Raw genomic sequence first — 20345 nt, 5'->3', positions numbered from 1 at the left:
GCTCGAGCGGGACGGGTCACCGGGCGGTCACTGGTCCATGGTGCTGACGCCCCACTCCTGCTCGAGGCAGCGCTGGAAGCCGGCCTGGTCGTTGGCCTCGAGGTACTGGGCGCACTCGCCGTTGAGGACCGAGTCGATCAACGCCCCGTAGACCACGAGGAAGAAGATGCTCGCGAGGATCCCCAGGACGCTGAGCACGATGCCGATGATCGGCAGGGCCTTGGACGTGCCGGGCGTCCTGCCCAGCTTGCGCAGCGCCACGATGCCCAGCACCAGTCCGACGAGTCCCGGGACGATGCCGAGCACGAACCAGCACGTCAGCAGCGCCACGATGCCCAGCACCAGGGCGGCGATGCCCAGGCCCGTGCCCGCGGGCTTGGACGCCGCCCCGTAATGGCCCATGTCGTACTGGCCCTGGTAGCCCTGCTGACCCTGGTTGTACTGGCCCTGGCCGTACTGGTCCGGGTTGTACTGCCCCTGGTTGTACTGGCCCTGGTTGTAGGAGCCCTGGCCGTACTGGTCCTGTCGGTACTGCCCCTGGTTGTACTGGTCCTGTCCGTACTGTCCCTGGTTGTACTGGCCCTGGTTGTAGGAGTCCTGCCCGTACTGGCCCTGGCCGTACTGCCCCTGCCCGTACTGGGGTGCGGAGTACTGGTCGCCGGGTGCTCCCTGGCCGTAGCGCGGCGGGTCGTAGGAGGGGCCGGAGGGAGCTCCCTCCACGCGCTGGCCGTACTCGGGCACGTCCTGGCGGCCCGAGCTCGACGACCCGCCGGCACCGGTGCCGCTCTGGTCTGGCGTGTTGTCGTTGTGGCTCATGGCGTTGCCCTTTCGGTCGTCGTCGGTACGGCACCAGCTTGTCACACGGTCCGCCGTGAGACCCTGTGGGCCCACCGGTCGCGGACCGGGCCGGCACGGGGCGCCGGAGGACCCCCGCACCGGACGGAGCGGGCACGAAAAAACCGGGGAGCGCCTCGCGGCGCTCCCCGGTCAGGGATCTCGTGGAGATGGGGGGAATTGAACCCCCGTCCGATGCAGCATTGTCAGGGCTTCTCCGGGCGCAGTCTGCTTGGCGTCTTCTCAGTCCCGGCCCTCGTGCAGACACGTGGCCGACGGACTCAGTCGCGAAAGTGTTCTCCAGACGCCCGCGACGAACGGCTGGAGCAGTGGCCTTCTAGCTGATGCCAGGCCCCGGGCCGAAGGCGAACCCGGGCTGACAGCCACTGGTGAGTCTACTTACGCGGCGAGCGCGAAAGTGGACTGCGTGGCGTTGCTCTTGGAATTGGCAACTATTGTTTTACAGAGAGCGTTTACGAGATAACTCTGCGTCCTCGACCCGCTTCCCCTGTCTCAACTCACATCGTCGAAACCGATCATCCCCGTATTCGTTTGTCAATCACCCCGCCGCAGCGGGACAACCCACTGTACCGCGCGGTACACGCCGGCCGCAAGGGATGCCCGGGCGCCTCAGCCCAGGTTCTTGTAGCGCATGGCGCGCTGCGCCTCGCGGTTGTCCTGCTGCTCCCGCAGCGCCTGGCGCTTGTCGTACTCCCGCTTTCCCTTGGCCACCGCGATCTCGACCTTGGCCCGCTTCCCGTCCACGAAGTACAGGGAGAGCGGGACGATCGTGAAGCCCGCCTCCCGGGTCTTCTGCTGGATCTTGTCCATCTCGGTGCGGTGCAGGAGCAGCTTGCGGCGCCGGCGGGCGGAGTGGTTGGTCCACGAGCCCTGCAGGTACTCGGGGATGTGGACGCCCTCGAGCCACAGCTCCCCGTCGGTGAACTGGCAGAACCCGTCCACGAGCGAGGCGCGCCCCATGCGCAGGGACTTCACCTCGGTGCCCATGAGCGAGAGGCCTGCCTCGTAGGTGTCGAGGATGTGGTAGTCGTGCCGGGCCTTCTTGTTGTTGGCGACGACCTGGCGACCGGAGTCCTTCTTGGCCATGGGCCTCCTCCCTGGGGACGGTGCGGGCGGGGAACGGCCGCGCACCGGGGCACGCGGCAGGGCCTCCATCCTACGCCACGGCGTCGGCGCGGAACGGACGGTCGCCCTCCGCGCCGGGAGGCGGAGCCGGGGCACGGGCGTCGCCCCAGGTCACCGTCGCGGCACCCGCTAAGCTGAGCGGATGCTGGATCGAGTCCCCACCGAGCCCCCACCTGTCCGGGAGGTCCTGTACCTCGTCGGCACGAGCGGCCACCCGAACTTCGGCGACGAGTTCATCGCCGCGTCGTGGCTGCGCTTCCTCGCCCGCGCCCGGCCCGACGCCGAGGTGTGGCTCGACTGCCCGAACCCGGGGCTGGCGTCCCACCTGTTCGCGGACCTGCACCCGCGGCTGCGGACCACCGACACCCTGTGGCGGCTCGCCTTCGAGACAGCGGGGATGGATCCTGCCGCGGCCGACGCCCACGTGGACCGGGTGGTGACGCACCTGGGCTCCCCCCGCTACGACCTCGGCCTGCTCGGCGCCCGCCGGGCCGGCTCGGTCCACTTCATCGGGGGCGGCTACCTGAACTCCATCTGGCCGCACCACGCGCGCCTGCTGCGTGCGGCCCTGCGGCTGCGCGAGGTGTCCGGTGCGCGCCTCGTCGCCACCGGCCTCGGCCTGTCCCCCGCCGCCGACGCCGAGGGCCTGCGCGCCGCGCTGGGGACCTTCGAGCACGCCACGGTCCGCGACGCGCCCAGCGCCCGGCTCTCCCGGGCCGACCGCGCCCCCGACGACGCCTTCCTCGGGCTCCCGGGCCTCGCGGGCTTCACCGGCGCTCCCGCCGAGGGGGCCGCCGACGGCGACGTGTGGGTGTGCCTGCAGAGCGACATGTCCGAGCCCGGGGTCCTCGAGGACGCCGTCGCCGCCGTGCGGGCCGCCCTGACGGACCCGGCGCTGGCCGGGCGGACCGTGCGCTACCTCGAGGCGATCCCCGGCGCCGACCGCGCGGCCTTCGACCGGCTCGCCGACCTCGTCCCGGAGGAGAACTTCGTGCCCTTCACCCGGGTGTGGCAGGAGGGCTTCCCGGCCCGCCCGGGCCAGACCTGGCTGACCTCCCGGTTCCACTTCCACCTGCTCGCCGCCGCGTGCGGCGCGGAGGGCACCGCGCTCGAGGTCAGCCCGGACTACTACCGGGTCAAGCACCAGTCCCTGCTCGAGGCCGGCACCGGCTGGTCCGTCACGCCGACCGGCAGCACGGAACCGGCCGCACCCGCCCGGTCCGCCGACTTCCCGGCCACGGCCGCACGGCTGCACCGGACGAAGCTGCGCGAGGCGGAGGAGCTGTACCCGGCCGTCGATCCCCCCGAGCACGGCCCGGCCGAGCCCGAGGCCCGCACCCTGCCGGGACGGACGGTCGCGCGCTTCTGGCGCCGCTGAGCACCGGGCCCGGGCCGGCCAGCGGCCGAGGCCCCGGCGGGGATCCCGCGGGAGCTCAGGCGTCGGCCGGGGCGTGGCGCTGGTCGGCGCGCCAGCGGATGCCGGCGTCGACGAAGCCGTCGATCGCGCCGTCGAAGATCGCGGAGGGGTTGCCCTCCTCGTGGTTGGTCCGCAGGTCCTTGACCATCTGGTACGGGTTCAGGACGTAGGAGCGCATCTGGTCGCCCCAGGACGCCTTGACGTCCCCGGCCAGCTCCTTCTTCTTGGCGCTCTCCTCCTCCTGGCGCTGCAGGAGCAGCCGGGACTGGAGCACGCGCAGCGCGGCGGCGCGGTTCTGGATCTGGGACTTCTCGTTCTGCATGGACACGACGATGCCCGTGGGGATGTGCGTCATCCGCACCGCGGAGTCCGTGGTGTTCACGGACTGCCCGCCGGGGCCCGACGAGCGGAAGACGTCCACCTTGATCTCCGACTCCGGGATCTCGATCGAGTCGTCCTGCTCGATGAGCGGGATGACCTCCACGGCCGCGAACGAGGTCTGGCGCCGCCCCTGGTTGTCGAACGGGGAGATGCGCACGAGCCGGTGGGTGCCGGCCTCCACGGACAGCGTGCCGAAGGCGTAGGGCGCCTTGACCTCGAAGGTCGCGGACTTCAGGCCCGCCTCCTCCGCGTAGGAGGTGTCGAGGACGGTGGTCGGGTAGCCGTGGCGCTCGGCCCAGCGCAGGTACATGCGCATGAGCATCTCGGCGAAGTCGGCGGCGTCCACGCCGCCGGCGCCGGAGCGGATGGTCACCACGGCCTCGCGCTCGTCGTACTCGCCCGAGAGCAGCGTCTGGACCTCCAGCTGGGAGAGCGCCTTCTTCACCGCGGCGAGCTCCTCCACGGCGAGCTCCAGGGTCTCGGCGTCGTCCTCCTCGGCGGCCAGCTGCACCATGACCTCGATGTCGTCGATCCGGCCGCCGAGCTTCTCGAGCCGTTCGAGGTCGGACTGCTTGTGCGAGAGCTTGGAGGTGATCTTCTGCGCCGAGGCCGGGTCGTCCCAGAGGTCCGGGGCGGTCGCCTGCTGCGAGAGCTCGGCGATGTCCCGCTTGATGGCGTCGACGTCGCTCACGGCCTCGATGGACGCGAACGTGGAACGAAGGGCGGAGATCTCTGCCGGGAAGTCAAGGGAGGCCATGGAAGCCAAGATTATCGCATGGGGGCAAATCGCCCCGGCCCCGCTCTGGCAGGATGGTGCCGAGAGGAAGGACGCACGATGCGCATCCCCCGCACACTGGCCCTGATCCTCGCCGGGGGCAAGGGCTCCCGCCTCGGCGCCCTGACGGAGAAGAAGGTCAAGCCCGCCCTGCCCGTGGCGGGCACCTACCGGCTCATCGACGTGGCCCTGTCCAACCTCGTGCACTCCCACGTCTCGGACGTCTGGGTCGTCGAGCAGTTCCTCCCGCACAGCCTCAACGTCCACCTGGCCAACGGGCGCCCCTGGGACCTGGACCGGACCCACGGCGGCCTCCAGGTCCTGCCCCCGTACGAGGGGACCGAGGGCGAGGGCTTCGCCGAGGGCAACGCGGACTCCCTCTACCGGCAGAAGGACCTGATCCGCGACTTCGCCCCGGACCTGGTCCTCGTGCTCAGCGCCGACCACCTCTACACGCTCAACTTCCTCGACGTGATCGACACCCACCTGGCGCGGGACGCCGATCTCACCGTGGTCACCACGCTCGTCGACGAGGACCCCTCCCGCTACGGCGTGGTGCAGACCGGCGACGACGGGCGCGTCACCGGCTTCGACTACAAGCCCGAGACGCCCCGCGGGCGGCTGGTCGCCGGCGAGATGTTCCTCTACGACGCGCAGAAGCTGCTGGAGGCCCTGGACGTCCTGCACGAGCAGGAGGGCCGGCTCGAGGACTACGGCAACGACCTGGTCCCGTGGTTCGTGGCGCACCGCACCGTGGTGGAGCACCGCCTGGACGGGTACTGGATGGACCTGGGCACCCTGCAGTCCTACTGGACGGCCCACCTGCAGATGCTCGACGGCGAGGGCGTCATCCTCGACGACCCCGGCTGGCCGATCCTCTCGGCCCAGCCGCAGCGGGTGCCCGCCCGGATCGCCGGCAGCGCCGAGCTGCGCCGGTCCATGGTCGCCGCGGGCGCGGTCGTGCGCGGCGCCGTGGAGCGCTCGGTGCTCGGGCCCGGCGTCGTCGTGGAGGAGGGCGCCACGGTGCGCGGCTCGGTGCTGCTGGACGGCGTCCGGGTGGGTGCCGGGGTGACCCTCGAGAACGTGGTGGCCGACGTGGGCGCCGACATCACCGGCGCCGGCCGCCGCGGCTCCGAGAAGGGCGTGACGCTGATCGGCGAGGACGGGACGGTGCGCGGCACGGAGGAGTTCGACCGCTCCGCCGTTCTCCCGGCCGGCTACTGACCGCGCCCGCCCCGTGCCGCCGGACGCACCGGTTCCGCCCGAGGTCCGGCCGTTCCTGCGGGCCTCACGGGCGGAACCGGTGCGTTCGGCACCGGGGGACGCTGCTACCGCCCCAGCTGGGCGCGCGCCTCGCTCGTGGCGGTGATCGGGATGCCGTCGGGCACCAGCAGGTTGACGACCGGCGGGTGGACGACGGCGGACAGGGTCACCTCCGCGGTCCGCCCGTCGGGGCTCCCGGTGGGTGCGGCCAGGACCAGGCCCGGGGTGTCCGCCCCGGCCCGGACCGTGTCCAGGTAGGCCGCCGCGGCCCCCGCCACGGCGTCGTCGTCCAGGACCGTCGCCGGCGGGGCCCCGCCCTCCCCCGGGCGCAGGGCCACGAACGTGTCCGCCGCGGCGAGCGCGGCGTTGTCGGCCAGCACCTGGAGCTTGCGCTCCCCCACGTAGACCGCGGTGACGCCCATGACCACGACCGTCAGCAGGAGCAGCACGACCGCGAAGCCGATGACCAGGATGGTGACCTGGCCGTCGTCCTCGTCGTCCCGGCTCCCGCCCGGGGGCGCCGTCCGCCCGCTCATCCGTAGCGCCCCAGCACGACCGTCGCCGAGGACGTCAGCACGGCGACGTCCAGGTCCGTGAACCCGGGCACCAGCGGCAGCGGGACCTCCAGGGTGGCGTGCACCGTGGCCACTGCCCCCGGCGTCCCGCAGGCGCCGTCGGAGCACTCGAGCCGCATCCCCAGCCGGTCGGGGGCGAAGCCCTGGTCCGTGGCCGCCAGCTGCGCCGCCGCCGTCAGCCCGGCGTCCGAGAGCTCCCCGGGCTCGGCCCGGGCCAGCACCTGGGAGGCCTGCTGCGCGGCGGCCACGACCGCGAAGGCCCCGGCCTGGACCTGGGCCACGGCGAGCACGAAGTAGATCACGGGCACGAGCAGCAGCGTGCCCAGCGCGACGAACTCCACGACCGCGCTGCCCTCGTCGCTCCCCCCGGGGCTCCCGGGCCCGTCCGCCGCGCCGGGCGCACGGGCCCGCCCGGTGGTCCGTCCCGTCCCGGGCGCCGCAGCCGCCCCGGCGACCGCGGTCCTCCCGACCGCCTCAGTCCCCGAGCACGGCATGGCCGCGCACCTCCAGGGAGTCGGGCGGGCCGAACAGCGCGATCACCGGCAGCGGGGAGACCACCGTGATCTCCAGGGTCCGCAGCTCGCCCGTCGTCACGGGGGCGGCCGCGACGTCCTGGGCGTACCGGGGCCCCAGGGCGCCGGAGACGATCCGGCGGGTCCGCTCGACCCCGTCCTCGGGCGAGCGGTCGGCCAGGGTGCCGTACCGGGCGCCGGCCGCGGCGGCGTCGACCAGCGTGTTGCGCACGTGCAGGGCCAGCGCGAGCTGCAGCGTGGCCGCGAAGATCATCGCGACGAGGCCGGCCACCATCACGTACTCGACCACCGCGCTGCCCCGGTCCGTCTCCGGGGGCCCGGTGTCCGCCCGGGCACGGATCCCGCCCATGCTCAGTTCTGGCTCACGCGGGCCATCGCGTCCTGGAAGAGTCCCTCCAGGGCCGGCTGCGCGACGAGCAGCAGGCCGGCCACGAGCACCGCCGACATGAGGGTCAGCATCACCCAGCCGGGGACGTCGCCGCGGTCCGGGTCGTCGGCGGAGAGCCGCTCGCGCAGCGCGGACAGTGCCGGGTCGAGGACGCCGAGCAGGGCGGCGAGCCGGTGGAGGTGGGTCATGGGGTGTCCTTTCCTGGGGGGCGGCCGCTCTCCGGCCGCCCGGCTGAGAGCTCAGAAGCCGAGCTCGAGAACGGCGAGACCGGGGTACACGGCGAAGACGACCGTCAGCGGGAGCACGAAGAACACCAGGGGGACCATCATGGCGATCTCCTTGCGCCCGGCCGCCTCCATCAGCTCCCGCTTGTCGTTGTCCCGCACGTCCTGGGCCTGGGCGCGCAGCACGTCCGCCAGGGGCGTGCCGCGTTCGATGGCCACGACGATGCCGTCCACGAACCGCCCGATCGGTGCCACCGGGGTGCGTGCGGAGAAGTCCTGGAGGGCGTGCACGAGCCCGGCGCCGGACCGGGTCTGCGCGAGCACCGCGCGGAACTCGGCGGTGAGCTCCCCCTCGGCCACCCGGCACACCCGCTCCAGCGAACCCACGGCGCTCTCCCCCGCCCCCACCGACAGCGCCATCAGCTCGGCCACGGCGGGGAACTCGGCCAGCATCCGGGTCTCACGCACGCGGATCCGCCGGCTCAGCAGGTGCCCGCGCAGGAGGTGGCCGGCGGCCGCCGCGGCCCCGACGGCCAGCAGCACCCCGCCGGGGCCCGTGCCCCAGCGGGCCGCACCGGCCACGCCGAGCAGGACCCCGACCAGCAGGCCCCCGGTCGCGAACAGGAGCTGCTCGGCGCGGAAGTCCGCCACCGTGGTGGTGGACCCCGCCCGCACCAGCCGGCTCTCCAGTGCCGCCGACGGGCCGGCGTGCCGGAACACGCGCCGGGCCAGAGCCCGCACGAGCGGCTCCAGTCCCGCCGCGGCCCGGCCCGGGGCCCGGACCGCGCGGTCCCCGGGGCGGGCGAGCAGCGCCGACTCGACCTCCACCGAGCGCAGCTGCGGGGAGATCCGGGTCGCGAAGGACGGCCCGCCGGTCACCCGGGCCCCGGTGAGCACCAGCCACAGCCCGGCGGCGTGCACCAGGCCGAGGAGCACCAGCAGGGCGGGGGAGACACTCACCGCAGCACCCGGGCGGGCTCGGGCAGGGCCCCGATCCGCAGCATGAGGCGGTAGGCGGTCACGGACACGACCAGCCCGCCGAGCAGCACGAGGGCGCCGGCCGGGGTGTCGTAGGCCCGGATGGCGGCCGGCTGGGTGGCCATCAGCGCCAGGACGATCCAGGGCGCGGCCACCGCGAGGCGGGCGGCGTTGACCGTCCAGGACTGGCGGGCTTCCAGCTCGCCGCGGGTGCGGGCGTTCTCCCGGAGGAACTCCGACAGCGTTCCGAGGAGACGGCCGAGGTCGGTCCCGCCGACCTCCCGGGTGACCCGCAGGGCCTCGACGATGTTGTCGGCCACGGGATCGGCCAGCCGGTCCTTGAGCAGGGTGAGCGCACCCTGCAGCTGGCCGGACGCGCGGTAGTCGGCGGCGAACCGGGCGAAGGCCGGGCGCACCGGCTCCGGCCCGCGGTACTGCAGCTGGATCAGTGCCTCGGGCAGGGACATCCCCGCCCGGATCGCCGAGCGCAGGTGGTCGACGACGTCGGGCCACACCTCCCGCAGGGCGGCCGCACGGCTCCGGGCCCGGTGCTGGACCACCGCCACGGGGACCCAGGCCCCCAGGAGGGCGGCGCACAGGCCGAGGACGGCCGCGCCGGTGACCGCGGCGACGAGCAGGCCGCCCAGCGTCCCGGCCGCGGCACAGGCGGCCAGCAGCACCGCCGGGCCGACCCGGGCCAGGTCCGCGCGCAGCAGCAGCTCCTGCGTCCGGCCGGGGCGGCGCGCACGGGCCGGGCGCGGCGCGTCCTCGGCCCAGCAGGACCACCAGAGCAGGAAGAAGCCCGCCCCCAGCAGCACCCCCAGCGCCGCGCTCACCGCGCCGCCCCGCCCGGGCCGTCGTCCGCCAGCAGCTCGCTCACCCGGTGCCCGGCCCGCTCGAACTTCCACGCGGCGGGCGCCTCGGCGGCCACCGCCAGCAGGGCGCCGTCGGCCTCGGCGAAGACGGGGTAGGTCTCGATCACGCCGTTCTCGACCCGGTTGCCGATCGCGAGGATCTCGCTCACCCGGCGCCGGCCGTGCCGGTCGCGGTGGCAGTGCACCACGAGGTCGAAGCACGAGGCCACCGTGGGCACCACGAAGCCGGTGCTGATGTTCTCCCCCGCCAGCAGCGGCAGGGTGCAGATCTTCGTCACGGCGTCCCGGGCCGAGTTCGCGTGCAGGCTGCACATCCCCGGCAGGCCGCTGTTGAGCGCGATGAGCATGTCCAGGCTCTCGGCCTCGCGCACCTCGCCGACCACGAGCCGGTCCGGGCGCATCCGCAGGGCCTCCTTCACGAGCCGGCGCAGCGGGATCTCGCCCGTGCCCTCCAGGTTGGGCTGACGGCACTGCATGCCCACGACGTCGCGCAGCGGGACCTGCAGCTCGAAGATCTCCTCGACCGTCACCACCCGCTCCCGCGGTCCGATCGAGGCGCACAGACAGTTGAGCAGCGTGGTCTTGCCGGCCTGCGTGGCGCCCGAGACCAGGATGTTGAGCCCGCTGGCCACGGCCGCGTCGAGGAACCGGGCCGCGCGCGGCGGCAGCGAGCCCAGCTCCACGAGGTCGTCCAGCCGCCGTGCCCGCGCCACGAACTTCCTGATGTTCACGGCCCAGTGCCGGCGCGTCACGTCCGGGATGACCACGTGCAGCCGGGACCCGTCCGGCAGCGCCGCGTCCACGAACGGGGAGGACAGGTCCAGGCGGCGGCCGGAGGACTTGAGCATGCGCTCCACGAGATTGCGGATCTGCGCCTCGGTCAGCACCAGGCTCGTCAGCTCGGACTCCCCGCCGCGGGCGGCGTAGACCTCCGCCGGGCCGTTGATCCAGATCTCCTCGATCCGCGGGTCGTCGAGCAGCGGCTGCAACGGGCCGAACCCGGCGACCAGGTCCAGCAGGACCCGGCGCGCGGCGTCCAGGTCGGCCAGTGCCGGCAGCACCCCGCGCGCCGACCGCTGGTCGTAGTCCCGCACGGCGGCGTCCACCAGCTCCCGGGTCCGCTCCAGCTCCAGCACCGGGTCCAGGCCCCGGCGCCGGATGAGCTCGCGCACTTCGGCCTCGACCAGCCCGAGCGCGTCCTCGGAGAGCAGTGCCGTCATCGGTCCCCCTGCGCGTCGCCCGCCGCGTGATCCGCGCCGGCCGCGCTCCCCCACGGAGCGCATGCACAGGAACATAGGCCGGGCCGCCGTCGTCCCCACAACCCCGTTCCGGTGGCCTGTGGACAGCTTCCGCTGACCTGCGACGTTGTTCCCGTCCGGAAACACACGGTCCGTCACAGTATGCGCGTGCATGAAATCTGCTGCGCGGCGCCGCTCGCCCGCGTCCGGGCCGCCCGCGCCGCCGTGCCCGTGGTGGCGGCGTGCACGGGGTGGCCGCGGGCCGTAGTGTGGGCGGGCGAGGACGCCTCCGCACCCGGTGTCCGCTGCCCCGGCGGGGCCCGTGCCGCGGGGACCGCCGCCGATCGCGAGGACCGCCGTGACCCATGTGACCCCCCAGCAGGACGGCACCCGCCCCGACGTCGCCGTCCGGGCGCGGGCGCTGCTGCGCGCGGCCGTCCCGTTCACCGGCAACCTGCTCACCAGCGGGGTCGGCGCGGCCCTGGGCCGGCACCTGGCGGCCCCGTCCCCGGGTCCTGCGGCTCCCGTGCCCCGGGACTGGCCGACCGCCTTCGCCCACCGGGGCGGCGCCGAGGTGGCACCGGAGAACACCCTCGAGGCGTTCCGGGCGGCCGCGGCCCTCGGGGACGTCGTGCTGGAGCTCGACGTGCAGGCCTCCGCCGACGGCACGGCCGTGCTGATGCACGACCTCACGGTGGACCGCACGACGGACGGGACCGGAGCCGTCGCGCTGCTGTCCACGGCGCAGCTGCGGCGCCTGGACGCCGGGCACGCGTTCACCCCCGACGGCACGACCTTCCCGTGGCGGGGGCGCGGGGTGCACGTGCCCACGCTCGCGGAGGTCTACGAGGCGTTCCCCGAGCACCGGGTGGCGATCGAGCTGAAGGGCAACCGTCCCGGCGCCGAGGAGATCGTCTGGCGGACCATCCGGGCGGCGGGCGCCCAGGGGCGCACCCTCGTCGCGACGAACCGCACGGCCTCGATCCGCCGCTTCCGGCAGGTCTCGGGCGGGGCGGTCCCCACGGCGGCCGCCGTCACGGAGTTCGCGGTCTTCCGGCTGCTGTGCCTGCTGGGCCGGCACGGGCTTCCCGCCCTCCCGTTCCGGGGCCGGCACGGGCTTCCCGGCCTCCCGTTCCAGGGCCTGCAGCCGCCCGACACGCTGCTGGGCCTGCGCGTGCTGACGCCCGGGCTGCTACGGGCCGCCCAGCAGGCAGGTCTGCGCGTGGACGTGTGGACGATCGACCGGGAGGACGACATGCGCCGGCTGCTGGCGTGGGGCGTGGACGGCGTGATGACGGACCGGCCGGACCTGCTGTCCCGGGTGCTCCGGGAGTCCTGAGCCGCGCCGGGAGCGCTCAGCCGGCGGGCCGCTCCGCCGGGGAGGTCTCCGCGAAGGTCCGCACCGAGGCGCGCTGGTCGTGCTCCGGGGCCGGCGCCCACGGCCGCTCGGCCTCGGTCACGGCGATGTGCCGGGCCAGCCGGGTCACGTTGACCTCCTGCTGCCGGTTGCGCAGCGCGGAGGTGGCCTGGGTGATCATGAAGATCACCACGAAGCCGTACAGGACGAGGTCCGTGCCGCGCCCGATCCCGAAGAAGTGGGCGACGCCCGTCAGCAGGTCGGGGAAGAAGATGGACAGCGCCGCGAAGACGAAGAAGGCGAGACCCACCACCCGGCGGATCGCCTGGTGCTTGGCGTTGGCCCCGCCGCGGATCAGGGCGAGCGCGCCGTAGCCCACGGCCAGGACCAGCAGGATCTGGACGGCGTAGATCATCGGACGGCTCTTCCCTTCGATCGTGCGAACTGGTGGCGGACGGGGTGCGGGCTACTTCACGAACAGCTCGGCGAGGATGTTCACGCCGTTGAGCAGCGACTGCCCCTTGGACTTCGAGTAGTCCGTGTAGATGATCTCGACGGGGTGCTCGACCCAGGCGGGCCGGATGTCGGCGAGCTGGTTGACGATCTCGGAGGCGTGCGCCATCCGGTTCTGGGTCAGCCGGATCCGGGACAGGGTGCCCCGGTCGATGGCGCGCAGCCCGTTGTGGGCGTCGGAGAGGTCCATGCCCGTGGACAGCTTCGAGAAGAACGCCGCGGTGCGCAGCACGACCCGCTTGAGCGGGGAGATCCGGGTGCGCCGGTCGAGGAAGCGGGAGCCCAGCACCACCTCGGCCTCGCCCGAGCGGATCCGCTCGACCATGTCCCACGCGTCGATCACGCGGTGCTGGCCGTCGGAGTCGAACGTGACCACGCAGTCCATCCCGGGGTCCTGCAGGGCGTACTCGAACCCGGTCTGCAGCGCCGCGCCCTGCCCCAGGTTGATGGGGTGCTGGACGACGACGGCGCCGGCCTCGGCGCAGATCCGGGCGGAGTCGTCGGAGGATCCGTCGTCGACGCAGACGACGTGCGGGAAGGTCCTGCGGAGCTCCTTCAGCACCTCTCCCACGACGGCCGCCTCGTTGTACACGGGCATGACGATCCACGAACGACTCACCCGGACATTCTCGCACAGCGGGCCGGACGCGCCGGTCAGGGCGGAAGCGGGCGGGGGCCGGCCGCTATGATCGTCCCGACCCTTTCCCCCCCAACCGTGAGGACGAGACCGTGCCCGCTGCCAGGCCGAGCCCCGCAGGACCGACGTGCTGACGGACTGGTGGCCGCACCTCCCGGCGTTCCTGGTCCTGCTGGCGTTCCTGTGGCTGCCCGGGCTGGCCCTGCTGTGGGCCTTCGGGCAGCGCGGGGGCAGGATCCTGCTGACGGCACCGGCGTTCAGCGTCGCCGTCGTCGGGCTCACGGGCGTGCTCCTGGACCTGGCGGGCGTCCCCTACGGCGCCCTGTCCCAGGTGCCGGCCGCCCTGGTGCTGACGGCGCTGGCCTGGCTGGTGGGGCGGCTGGTCCCCCGGGGCGGGCACGTGCCCGGCTCGCACTCCGCCGGCACGGAGCCGGGCGGCCGGGAGGCGCACGACGACGACGGGCGCCGCTGGCTGTTCCCGGCCGGCGCGGCCGCCGGACTGGCGATCGGCGCGGTCCTGCTCCTGCGCCGGCTGACGTCCGTGATCGGCGTCCCGGAGGCGATGGCCCAGCGCTGGGACAACATCTTCCACCTCAACGCCATCCGCTACGTCGTGGAGACAGGCAGCGGCTCGACCCTGACGCTGAACCGGATGGTGAGCCCGGACAGCGCGATCGCCCTGTACCCCGCGGCGTGGCACCAGCTGGCGTCCCTCGTGGTGCCCCTCACCGGCGACAGCGTCCTCGTGGCCCACAACCTGACCCTGCTCGCGGTGGCGGGTCTCGTCTGGCCGGCCTCGTGCATCTTCCTGGCCCGCTGCCTCGTCGGCCCGTCCGCCGTGGCGGCCGTCCTCGCCGGGACGGCCGCCGCCGGCTTCAGCGTCTTCCCGCTGGGCCTGATGGCCTGGGGGCCGCTCTTCCCCAACATCCTCGCCCTGGCGATCGCCCCCGTGTCCCTCGGCCTGCTCGTGCGGCTGCTCGGCCCCGGGGTGACCGCGGACCGGACGGAGGCCACCCCGGACGCGGCCGGCCGGGTGCGCCTGGCCGCGAGCCTCGTGGTCACCCTGGGCGCGCTCTTCGTCTCCCAGCCCAACGCGTTCCTGGCCCTGCTCGTGGTCGCGGTGCCCGTGGCGGCCACGGCGTGGTGGCTCGGACTGCGGGCCGCCGCCGGCGCCCGGCGCCGCGGTCCCGCGCTCGTGCTCGTGGCGGTCGCCGCGCTCGCGGTCGCCGCGTGGCTGCTGATGTGGAACGTGCTGACCACGTCCTTCGTGTGGGAGCCGTCCACCACCCTGGCCCGGGCCGTCGGCGAGGCCCTGCTCTTCGGCGCCAACGGCCGGGAGGACGTGCCCTGGGTGCTCGTGCTGCTCACCGGCGCGGGGATCTACGCGGCCGTCGCCCGGCGGAGGCTGCGCTGGCTGGTGCTCGCCCACCTGGTCCTCGTCTACCTCTACGCCGTGGCCGCCGCCGGCGAGGAGAGCCCGGCCCGGCAGTGGCTCGTGGGCGGGTGGTACACCGACTCCTACCGGCTCGCGGCCACGCTCCCGCTGACGGCCGTGCCGCTCATCGCCCTCGGCGCCGCCCACGTGGCCGAGGGCCTGGCCGCCGGGCTCCGGGCCCTGGCCTCGTTCACCGGCCGGCCCCGGGCCGGCCGCGCCGCCCCTCCCGTCGCGGCGCTCGTGCTGCTGGCTCTCGCGGTGCCGTACTCCCAGGTCGAGTCCCTCACCCAGGCGACCCGGTGGGGCAAGCAGTACTACGCGTGGGAGGGCCCGGAGAGCATCGTCGACCGGGACGAGTACGAGCTGCTGCAGGAGCTGGACGAGCTCACCGAGCCGGGGGACGTCATCGCCGTGAACCCGTGGAACGGCGGCTCGCTGGCCTACGCGGTCGCGGACCGGGCCGTGACGCAGTACCACGTCGAGCAGCCCGCCACCGAGCTGCGGGCGCTGGACCCGGACCTGCACGCGATCGCGGCGGGGATCGGCGACGCCGTCCCGGGCAGCCCGGCCTGCGCGGCCGCGGAGGAGCTGGACGTGCAGTGGGTCCTGGACTTCGGCACGCAGTTCATCATCCCGGAGGCACAGCAGGCCCGCGACTACTCCGGCATCAACGCCGTCGACCCGCAGGCCGCGCCCGGTCTCGCGCTGGTCGGGCAGGAGGGCGAGGCGGCGCTCTACGAGGTCGTCGGCTGCGACGGCCCCTGAAAGCCCGCGCGGTCCCCGACCTGCCGGCGAGTCCCGCTCCCGCGGCGGGCTCCGCTCCCGCGGCGAGCTCCGGACCGGTGACGGACGACGGGCCGCCCGGCTCCGGCAGGAGCGGGGCGGCCCGTCGTCCGTGCGGGCGGGAGGCGTCAGCCGGCGTTCTCCGCGGCGCGGAACTGCTCGATCACCTCGTCGATGGGCCCGTCGCTGCGCACCCGGCCGTGCTCGATCCACACCCCGCGGTCGCAGACCTTGCGGACCACGTCGAAGTCGTGGCTGACGACCAGCAGCGTCTTGCCCTCCGCCGAGAGCTCCTTGACCCGGCCCAGGCTCTTGCGCTGGAAGGGCTCGTCCCCCACGGAGAGGATCTCGTCGATGATGAAGATGTCCGGGTCGGTGAACACCGCCACGGCGAAGGCCAGGCGCAGGTACATGCCGGAGGAGTAGAACTTCACCTCGGTGTCGATGAACTGCTCGATCTCGGAGAACGCCACGATCCGGTCGAACTTCCGGTCGATGTCCTCCTTGCTCATGCCGAGGATCGCGCCGTTGAGGTAGACGTTGTCGCGGCCGGTGAGGTCGGGGTGGAAGCCGGCGCCGACCTCGATCAGCCCGGCCACCCGCCCGTTGACCTCCAGCGATCCCCCGTCGGGGCTCATCACGCCGGAGACCAGCTTGAGGAACGTGGACTTCCCGGAGCCGTTGAGCCCCACGAGCGCCACGCTCTCGCCGGGCCGGATGCTGAGGCTGAGGTCCTCCAGGGCGCGGAACCGGTTGGAGATGTCCTGGCGCCGTCCCCGCGCGAGCCACATCACCGTCTCCTTGAGGGAGCGGGCGTGGCGCAGGGAGAACTCCTTGGCCAGGTGCCGGGCGACCACGGCGGGCGCGGGCGCGGTGGGATCGGTGCTCATCGTCACAGCTCCTGCGCGAATCGGCCCTCGAGGCGGCGGAACATCAGGTCGCCCAGGACCATGATCACCGTGACCACGAGCAGGGCCACCGGCGTCCAGAGGGAGAACAGGTGGGGCGGCACCTCGTGGGCACCGGGGGTGGTGGTCGGCAGCCAGAACGCCGCGTGCGAGAGCTCCACGGCCACGGTCAGGGGGTTGAGCATGAACCCGGCGAACCACACCGGGCCCAGCACGTCGCGGACCATCGTCCAGGCGTAGAGCACCGGGGCGGACCACGTGGAGACCATGACGATCAGGTCCACGAAGTTCTCGGCGTCGCGGAAGAACACGTTGGCCGCGCCGAAGAGCATGCCCAGCCCGGCCCCCAGCAGGCCCACGATCAGCAGCGCCGCGGGCACGGCCAGCAGGGAGATCCACGTGGGCGACCAGCCGACGATCAGGGCCGCGAGGAGCATGACGACCAGCTGGGGCATCAGGTGCACCGCGGCGACCCACACGGACGCGACCGGGAACATCTGCCGGGGCAGGTAGATCTTCTTGATGAGGCTCGCGTTGGCCACGATCGAACGCGCCGCGTTGCCGAAGGACTCCGAGAAGAAGTTGATCAGGATGATCCCGGAGAACAGGTACACGGCGTAGTTCTCCATCCCCCGCTCCAGGCCCAGGAAAATGCCCAGGGCCACGTAGAAGACGACGAACTGGATCCCCGGCTTGACGTAGGACCATAGCAGGCCGAGGACGGTGCCCCGGTAGCGGATCTGCAGCTCCTTGTCGACCAGCAGCTTCAGCAGGTAGCGCTGCCGGAACACCGCCGGCAGCCCCGTCCCGGGGGACGGCCGCCGGACGACCGTGGCCGCCGGCATCAGGCGCCGATCTCCGAGTGCTCGCGGAAGGTCGCCTCCCAGGCCTCCATGGAGGTGACCTCCTGCAGGGCGGCGCGGTAGCGGCGGGAGAGCTCCGGCCAGCGCAGGGCCAGCTGGGCGTGCAGCCGCAGCGACTCGGCCATCAGGGCGCGGGCCTCGCGGGGCGAGCGCTTGTACCAGGTGTAGCCGGTGCCGTCCGAGGCGGAGACCAGGACGCTGTCGTAGCGGGCGAGCCGCCACCACCGTGCGTCCTGGTAGGGAAGGTGCACCTGCGGGTGCTGCTCGGCCTGCTCCTGCGGGCGCACGGCGAGGTGGCGCACCACGGCCGTCGTCGCCGAGGTGAGGACCTTCAGCCCGTGCGGGGCCGAGAGCCGCCGCGTGCGCAGCGGCTTGGCCGAGGCCACGGCCGGGTACGCGTCGAGGTCCGGCTGGTAGACGGCGTCCGAGTGCTGGGTCATCATCCGGCGCACGTCGCGGATGCGCTGGGGCAGCAGCTCGTGCAGGGTCTCGGGCCCGTCCAGGACGTCCCGCAGGGCCAGGACCCGGGCCTCCTCCGCGAAGTACTGCATCGACAGCAGGTGCCGCAGGTCCTTGATCCCGTTGCGGCCGAGCACCTCGCCGCCGCGGTCGAACGGGGAGTGCAGCAGCGCGGCCACGAGCTGGTTGCGCTTGTGGAAGTACGCCTGCCAGCTGATGGTGTCGTCCTTGTCCGCCCAGGCCAGGTGCCACACGGCCACGCCGGGCAGGGACACGGTCCGGTAGCCGGCCGCCTTGGCGCGGATGCCGTACTCGACGTCGTCCCACTTGATGAAGACGGGCAGCGCCAGGCCGATCTCGCGCACGACCTGGGTGGGGATCAAGCACATCCACCAGGCGTTGTAGTCCACCTCGATGCGGCGGTGCATCCAGGCCGTGCTCCGCAGGTTGCTGTGCCGGAAGTCGTGGCCGATCTCCACGCCCTCCCCCGCGGGGCCGTACTGGAAGCTGTACGGGTCCATGGCCTCGCCGAAGTTGTGGATCTTCGTCGGGTTGAGCAGGTCGATCATGTGCCCGCCGACCAGGGTGGGCCGCTTGCAGAAGTCGGCGAACACGCTGATCCGGCGCACGGCCTCCGGCTCGATCTCGACGTCGTCGTCCATGAGCAGCACGTAGGTGCTGTCGGCGCGCACGGCCTCGTACATGCCGCGGGCGAAGCCGCCGGCCCCGCCCAGGTTGCCCTGGTCGATGACCCGCAGGCGGTCGCCGAAGCGCGCCCGGACCTCGTCGAAGCCCGGCTCGTCGACGACCTTCTGGTTGCCCTGGTCCACGATCACGACCTGCGCGACCTGCGGCAGGCTGTCCCGCTGCTCGTCGAGCAGACGGGCGTTGGTGAGGCAGTAGGAGGGCTTGTTCATGGTCGTGATCTGGAGGGTCACGGAGCCCTCCGCGGTGCCCGTGCCGTCGCCCAGCCACTGCGCGCCCTGCACCTCGAGCTCCTGGTCCCCCGCGGCGGCGTCGAACCAGTACCACCCGCCGTCGGCGAAGGCCTTGAGGGGCAGCACGACCTCGGTCAGCCGGTCGGCGCCGGAGACCTCGTGCACCGACACGGGCACGGACTCGCCGCGCGCGTTGGAGCTGTGCACGTTCACCGTGCCGCGCCCGGTGGTGCGCACCCGCAGCACGACCTCCCGCAGGTGGGTGTTGTGCCGCCAGTAGCTGGCCGGGAACGCGTTGAAGTAGGTGGCGAAGGACACCGTGGTGCGGGCCGGCACACGCACCGACGAGCGCCCGAGGATCGCCACGCCGTTGCCGGCGGCGGCGTCGGAGGCCACGTTGACCACGATCTGGGGCCGCTGCTCCTTCGTGTCCTCCTGCTGGACGGCGGTGCCCGTGTCGGCCCGGGAGTCCAGGTAGAGCGGCTGGGTGGAGAAGCGCTCGCTCGTCGGGAAGACGAGCTCCTGCAGCACCCGGTGGGCGGTGCCCCCGGTGTCGGTCCGGTCGATGTCCTGGGTCGTCGCGGTCACGCGTCCACTCCCCCGCTCTCGATGGTGGCCCCGCCGGTGAAGTGGGGCTTGAGCTTGTTGTCGACCATGGACAGCGCGGCCCCGATGGCCATGTGCATGTCCAGGTACTTGTACGTGCCGAGCCGGCCGCCGAAGAGGACGTTGTCCTCGCCGCGGGCGAGATCGCGGTACTTCAGCAGCTTCTCGCGGTCCACCGCGGTGTTGACCGGGTAGTACGGCTCGTCGCCCTTCTCCGCGAACCGGGAGAACTCGCGCATGATCACCGTGGCGTCCGTGGTGTAGTCGCGCTGCGGGTAGAAGTGGCGGAACTCCAGGATCCGGGTGAAGGCCACGTCGGGATCCGGGTAGTTGATCACCGGGGCGCCCTGGAAGTCCTCGATCGGCAGGACCTCCTGCTCGAGGTCGATGGTCCGCCACGAGAGGTCGCCCTCGGCGTAGTCGAAGTAGCGGTCCACGGGCCCGGTGTAGACGACCGGGACCTGCCCGGAGACGGCGGACCGGGAGTAGTCGTGGCCGTCGTCGAAGAAGTCGGTGTCCAGCCGGACGTCGATCCGAGGGTGGTCCGCCATGCGCTCGAGCCACGCCGTGTAGCCGTCCACGGGCAGGCCCTCGTACTTGTCGTTGAAGTACCGGTTGTCGTAGGTGTAGCGGACGGGGAGCCGGTTGATGATCGAGGCCGGCAGGTCCTTGGGGTCCGTCTGCCACTGCTTGCCCGTGTAGTGCTTGATGAACGCCTCGTAGAGCGGCCGGCCGATCAGCTGGATGCCCTTGTCGTTGAGGTTCTGCGGGTCCGTCCCGGCGAGCTCCCCGGCCTGCTCCTGGATCAGCGCCCGCGCCTCGGCGGGCGAGTACGCCGCGCGGAAGAACTGGTTGATGGTGCCGAGGTTGATCGGCATCGGGAAGACCTCGTCGTGGTGCCTCGTGTACACGCGGTGCACGTAGTCCGTGAAGTCGGTGAACCGGTTCACGTAGTCCCAGACCCGCTCGTTGGAGGTGTGGAACAGGTGGGCGCCGTAGCGGTGCACCTCGATCCCGGTCTGCGGCTCGTTCTCCGTGTAGGCGTTGCCCCCGATGTGGGACCGCCGGTCGATGATGGCCACGTCGAGGCCCAGCTCGTTGGCGGCCCTCTCGGCCACGGTCAGGCCGAACAGGCCGGAGCCTACGACGACGAGATCTGCGTTCACGGGCAAACTCCTGAGGTTGGTGTCCTGGTGGGCCCGGACGGCGTCCGGCCGGT

General features: G+C 73.0%; 20 protein-coding genes and 1 other RNA gene. 4 read left to right on the top strand and 17 right to left on the bottom strand.

All coding sequences use genetic code 11. The features are described 5' to 3' along the window. Window positions 1-27: 27 nt before the first annotated feature. From RCG67_RS08365 to smpB, 3 genes are all read right to left on the bottom strand, one after another. Complete coding sequence (locus RCG67_RS08365) at window positions 28-816, bottom strand: DUF4190 domain-containing protein (RefSeq protein ID WP_368825695.1); 789 nt, start codon at window positions 814-816, stop codon at window positions 28-30. Window positions 817-996: 180 nt separating this feature from the next. Continuing rightward, window positions 997-1378: a transfer-messenger RNA gene (ssrA, locus tag RCG67_RS08360) on the bottom strand. Between the two features lie 86 nt (window positions 1379-1464). Continuing rightward, complete coding sequence (gene smpB / locus RCG67_RS08355; protein WP_058874759.1) at window positions 1465-1941, bottom strand: SsrA-binding protein SmpB; 477 nt, start codon at window positions 1939-1941, stop codon at window positions 1465-1467. Window positions 1942-2122: 181 nt separating this feature from the next. Between smpB and RCG67_RS08350 the strand changes: the two genes are divergently transcribed. Then, window positions 2123-3358: a polysaccharide pyruvyl transferase family protein gene (locus RCG67_RS08350; RefSeq protein ID WP_368825694.1), complete on the top strand. Its 1236-nt coding sequence runs from the start codon at window positions 2123-2125 to the stop codon at window positions 3356-3358. 55 nt (window positions 3359-3413) lie between these two features. On the opposite strand, the gene prfB is transcribed toward RCG67_RS08350, so the two are convergent. Then, window positions 3414-4535, bottom strand: a complete 1122-nt coding sequence (gene prfB / locus RCG67_RS08345) for a peptide chain release factor 2 (RefSeq protein ID WP_368825693.1) — start codon at window positions 4533-4535, stop codon at window positions 3414-3416. A gap of 78 nt (window positions 4536-4613) precedes the next feature. Between prfB and RCG67_RS08340 the strand changes: the two genes are divergently transcribed. Further along, entirely contained in the window at window positions 4614-5777 is a 1164-nt protein-coding gene (locus RCG67_RS08340) for a glucose-1-phosphate adenylyltransferase family protein (RefSeq protein WP_368825692.1), read from the top strand. 104 nt (window positions 5778-5881) lie between these two features. On the opposite strand, the gene RCG67_RS08335 is transcribed toward RCG67_RS08340, so the two are convergent. The 7 genes from RCG67_RS08335 to RCG67_RS08305 form a co-directional block, all read right to left on the bottom strand. Then, window positions 5882-6352, bottom strand: coding sequence for a pilus assembly protein TadG-related protein (locus RCG67_RS08335; RefSeq protein ID WP_368825691.1), 471 nt, complete (start codon window positions 6350-6352; stop codon window positions 5882-5884). After that, window positions 6349-6732 (bottom strand): hypothetical protein, encoded by a 384-nt coding sequence (locus RCG67_RS08330; protein WP_368825690.1) that lies wholly within the window; start codon window positions 6730-6732, stop codon window positions 6349-6351. Before RCG67_RS08330 ends, RCG67_RS08335 begins: the two co-directional genes overlap by 4 nt. A gap of 133 nt (window positions 6733-6865) precedes the next feature. Next, on the bottom strand, window positions 6866-7273 hold the full coding sequence (locus tag RCG67_RS08325) for a TadE family protein (protein ID WP_058874765.1): 408 nt from the start codon (window positions 7271-7273) through the stop codon (window positions 6866-6868). A 2-nt stretch (window positions 7274-7275) separates the two neighbouring features. Then, window positions 7276-7500 carry a hypothetical protein gene (locus RCG67_RS08320; RefSeq protein WP_368825689.1) on the bottom strand — a complete coding sequence of 75 codons (225 nt, stop codon included), beginning with the start codon at window positions 7498-7500 and terminating at the stop codon, window positions 7276-7278. Window positions 7501-7551: 51 nt separating this feature from the next. After that, entirely contained in the window at window positions 7552-8496 is a 945-nt protein-coding gene (locus RCG67_RS08315) for a type II secretion system F family protein (RefSeq protein WP_368825688.1), read from the bottom strand. After that, complete coding sequence (locus tag RCG67_RS08310) at window positions 8493-9350, bottom strand: type II secretion system F family protein (RefSeq protein WP_368825687.1); 858 nt, start codon at window positions 9348-9350, stop codon at window positions 8493-8495. The genes RCG67_RS08315 and RCG67_RS08310 overlap by 4 nt, the downstream gene beginning before the upstream one ends. Then, the gene (locus RCG67_RS08305; protein ID WP_368825686.1) at window positions 9347-10609 is read right to left on the bottom strand and encodes a TadA family conjugal transfer-associated ATPase; all 1263 of its coding nucleotides are present in this window, start codon (window positions 10607-10609) and stop codon (window positions 9347-9349) included. Before RCG67_RS08305 ends, RCG67_RS08310 begins: the two co-directional genes overlap by 4 nt. 376 nt (window positions 10610-10985) lie before the next feature. Between RCG67_RS08305 and RCG67_RS08300 the strand changes: the two genes are divergently transcribed. After that, complete coding sequence (locus RCG67_RS08300) at window positions 10986-11966, top strand: glycerophosphodiester phosphodiesterase family protein (protein WP_368825685.1); 981 nt, start codon at window positions 10986-10988, stop codon at window positions 11964-11966. A gap of 16 nt (window positions 11967-11982) precedes the next feature. Here the strand turns inward: RCG67_RS08300 and RCG67_RS08295 are convergent, their stop codons facing one another. Further along, a complete protein-coding gene (locus RCG67_RS08295) occupies window positions 11983-12399 on the bottom strand; it encodes a DUF2304 domain-containing protein (protein WP_368825684.1) in 417 nt (138 codons plus the stop codon). 51 nt (window positions 12400-12450) lie between these two features. After that, complete coding sequence (locus RCG67_RS08290) at window positions 12451-13116, bottom strand: glycosyltransferase family 2 protein (protein WP_368825683.1); 666 nt, start codon at window positions 13114-13116, stop codon at window positions 12451-12453. A 145-nt stretch (window positions 13117-13261) separates the two neighbouring features. Here RCG67_RS08290 and RCG67_RS08285 point away from each other — a divergent pair, with 145 nt between their 5' ends. Continuing rightward, a complete protein-coding gene (locus RCG67_RS08285; protein WP_368825682.1) occupies window positions 13262-15334 on the top strand; it encodes a DUF6541 family protein in 2073 nt (690 codons plus the stop codon). 146 nt (window positions 15335-15480) lie between these two features. Here RCG67_RS08285 and RCG67_RS08280 read toward each other — a convergent pair whose 3' ends face one another. The 4 genes from RCG67_RS08280 to glf are packed head-to-tail and all read right to left on the bottom strand — an operon-like array spanning window position 15481 to window position 20292. Then, window positions 15481-16242 carry an ABC transporter ATP-binding protein gene (locus RCG67_RS08280; RefSeq protein ID WP_058874773.1) on the bottom strand — a complete coding sequence of 254 codons (762 nt, stop codon included), beginning with the start codon at window positions 16240-16242 and terminating at the stop codon, window positions 15481-15483. 2 nt (window positions 16243-16244) lie between these two features. Continuing rightward, a complete protein-coding gene (locus RCG67_RS08275) occupies window positions 16245-17105 on the bottom strand; it encodes an ABC transporter permease (RefSeq protein WP_298583652.1) in 861 nt (286 codons plus the stop codon). Continuing rightward, entirely contained in the window at window positions 17105-19108 is a 2004-nt protein-coding gene (locus RCG67_RS08270) for a glycosyltransferase (RefSeq protein ID WP_368825681.1), read from the bottom strand. Before RCG67_RS08270 ends, RCG67_RS08275 begins: the two co-directional genes overlap by 1 nt. Then, a complete protein-coding gene (gene glf / locus RCG67_RS08265; protein WP_058874776.1) occupies window positions 19105-20292 on the bottom strand; it encodes a UDP-galactopyranose mutase in 1188 nt (395 codons plus the stop codon). The genes RCG67_RS08270 and glf overlap by 4 nt, the downstream gene beginning before the upstream one ends. Window positions 20293-20345 lie beyond the last annotated feature (53 nt).

The organism is Kocuria cellulosilytica (assembly GCF_040981245.1).
Classification (GTDB): domain Bacteria; phylum Actinomycetota; class Actinomycetes; order Actinomycetales; family Micrococcaceae; genus Kocuria; species Kocuria cellulosilytica.
This window is presented reverse-complemented; position numbering and strand designations above follow the sequence as displayed.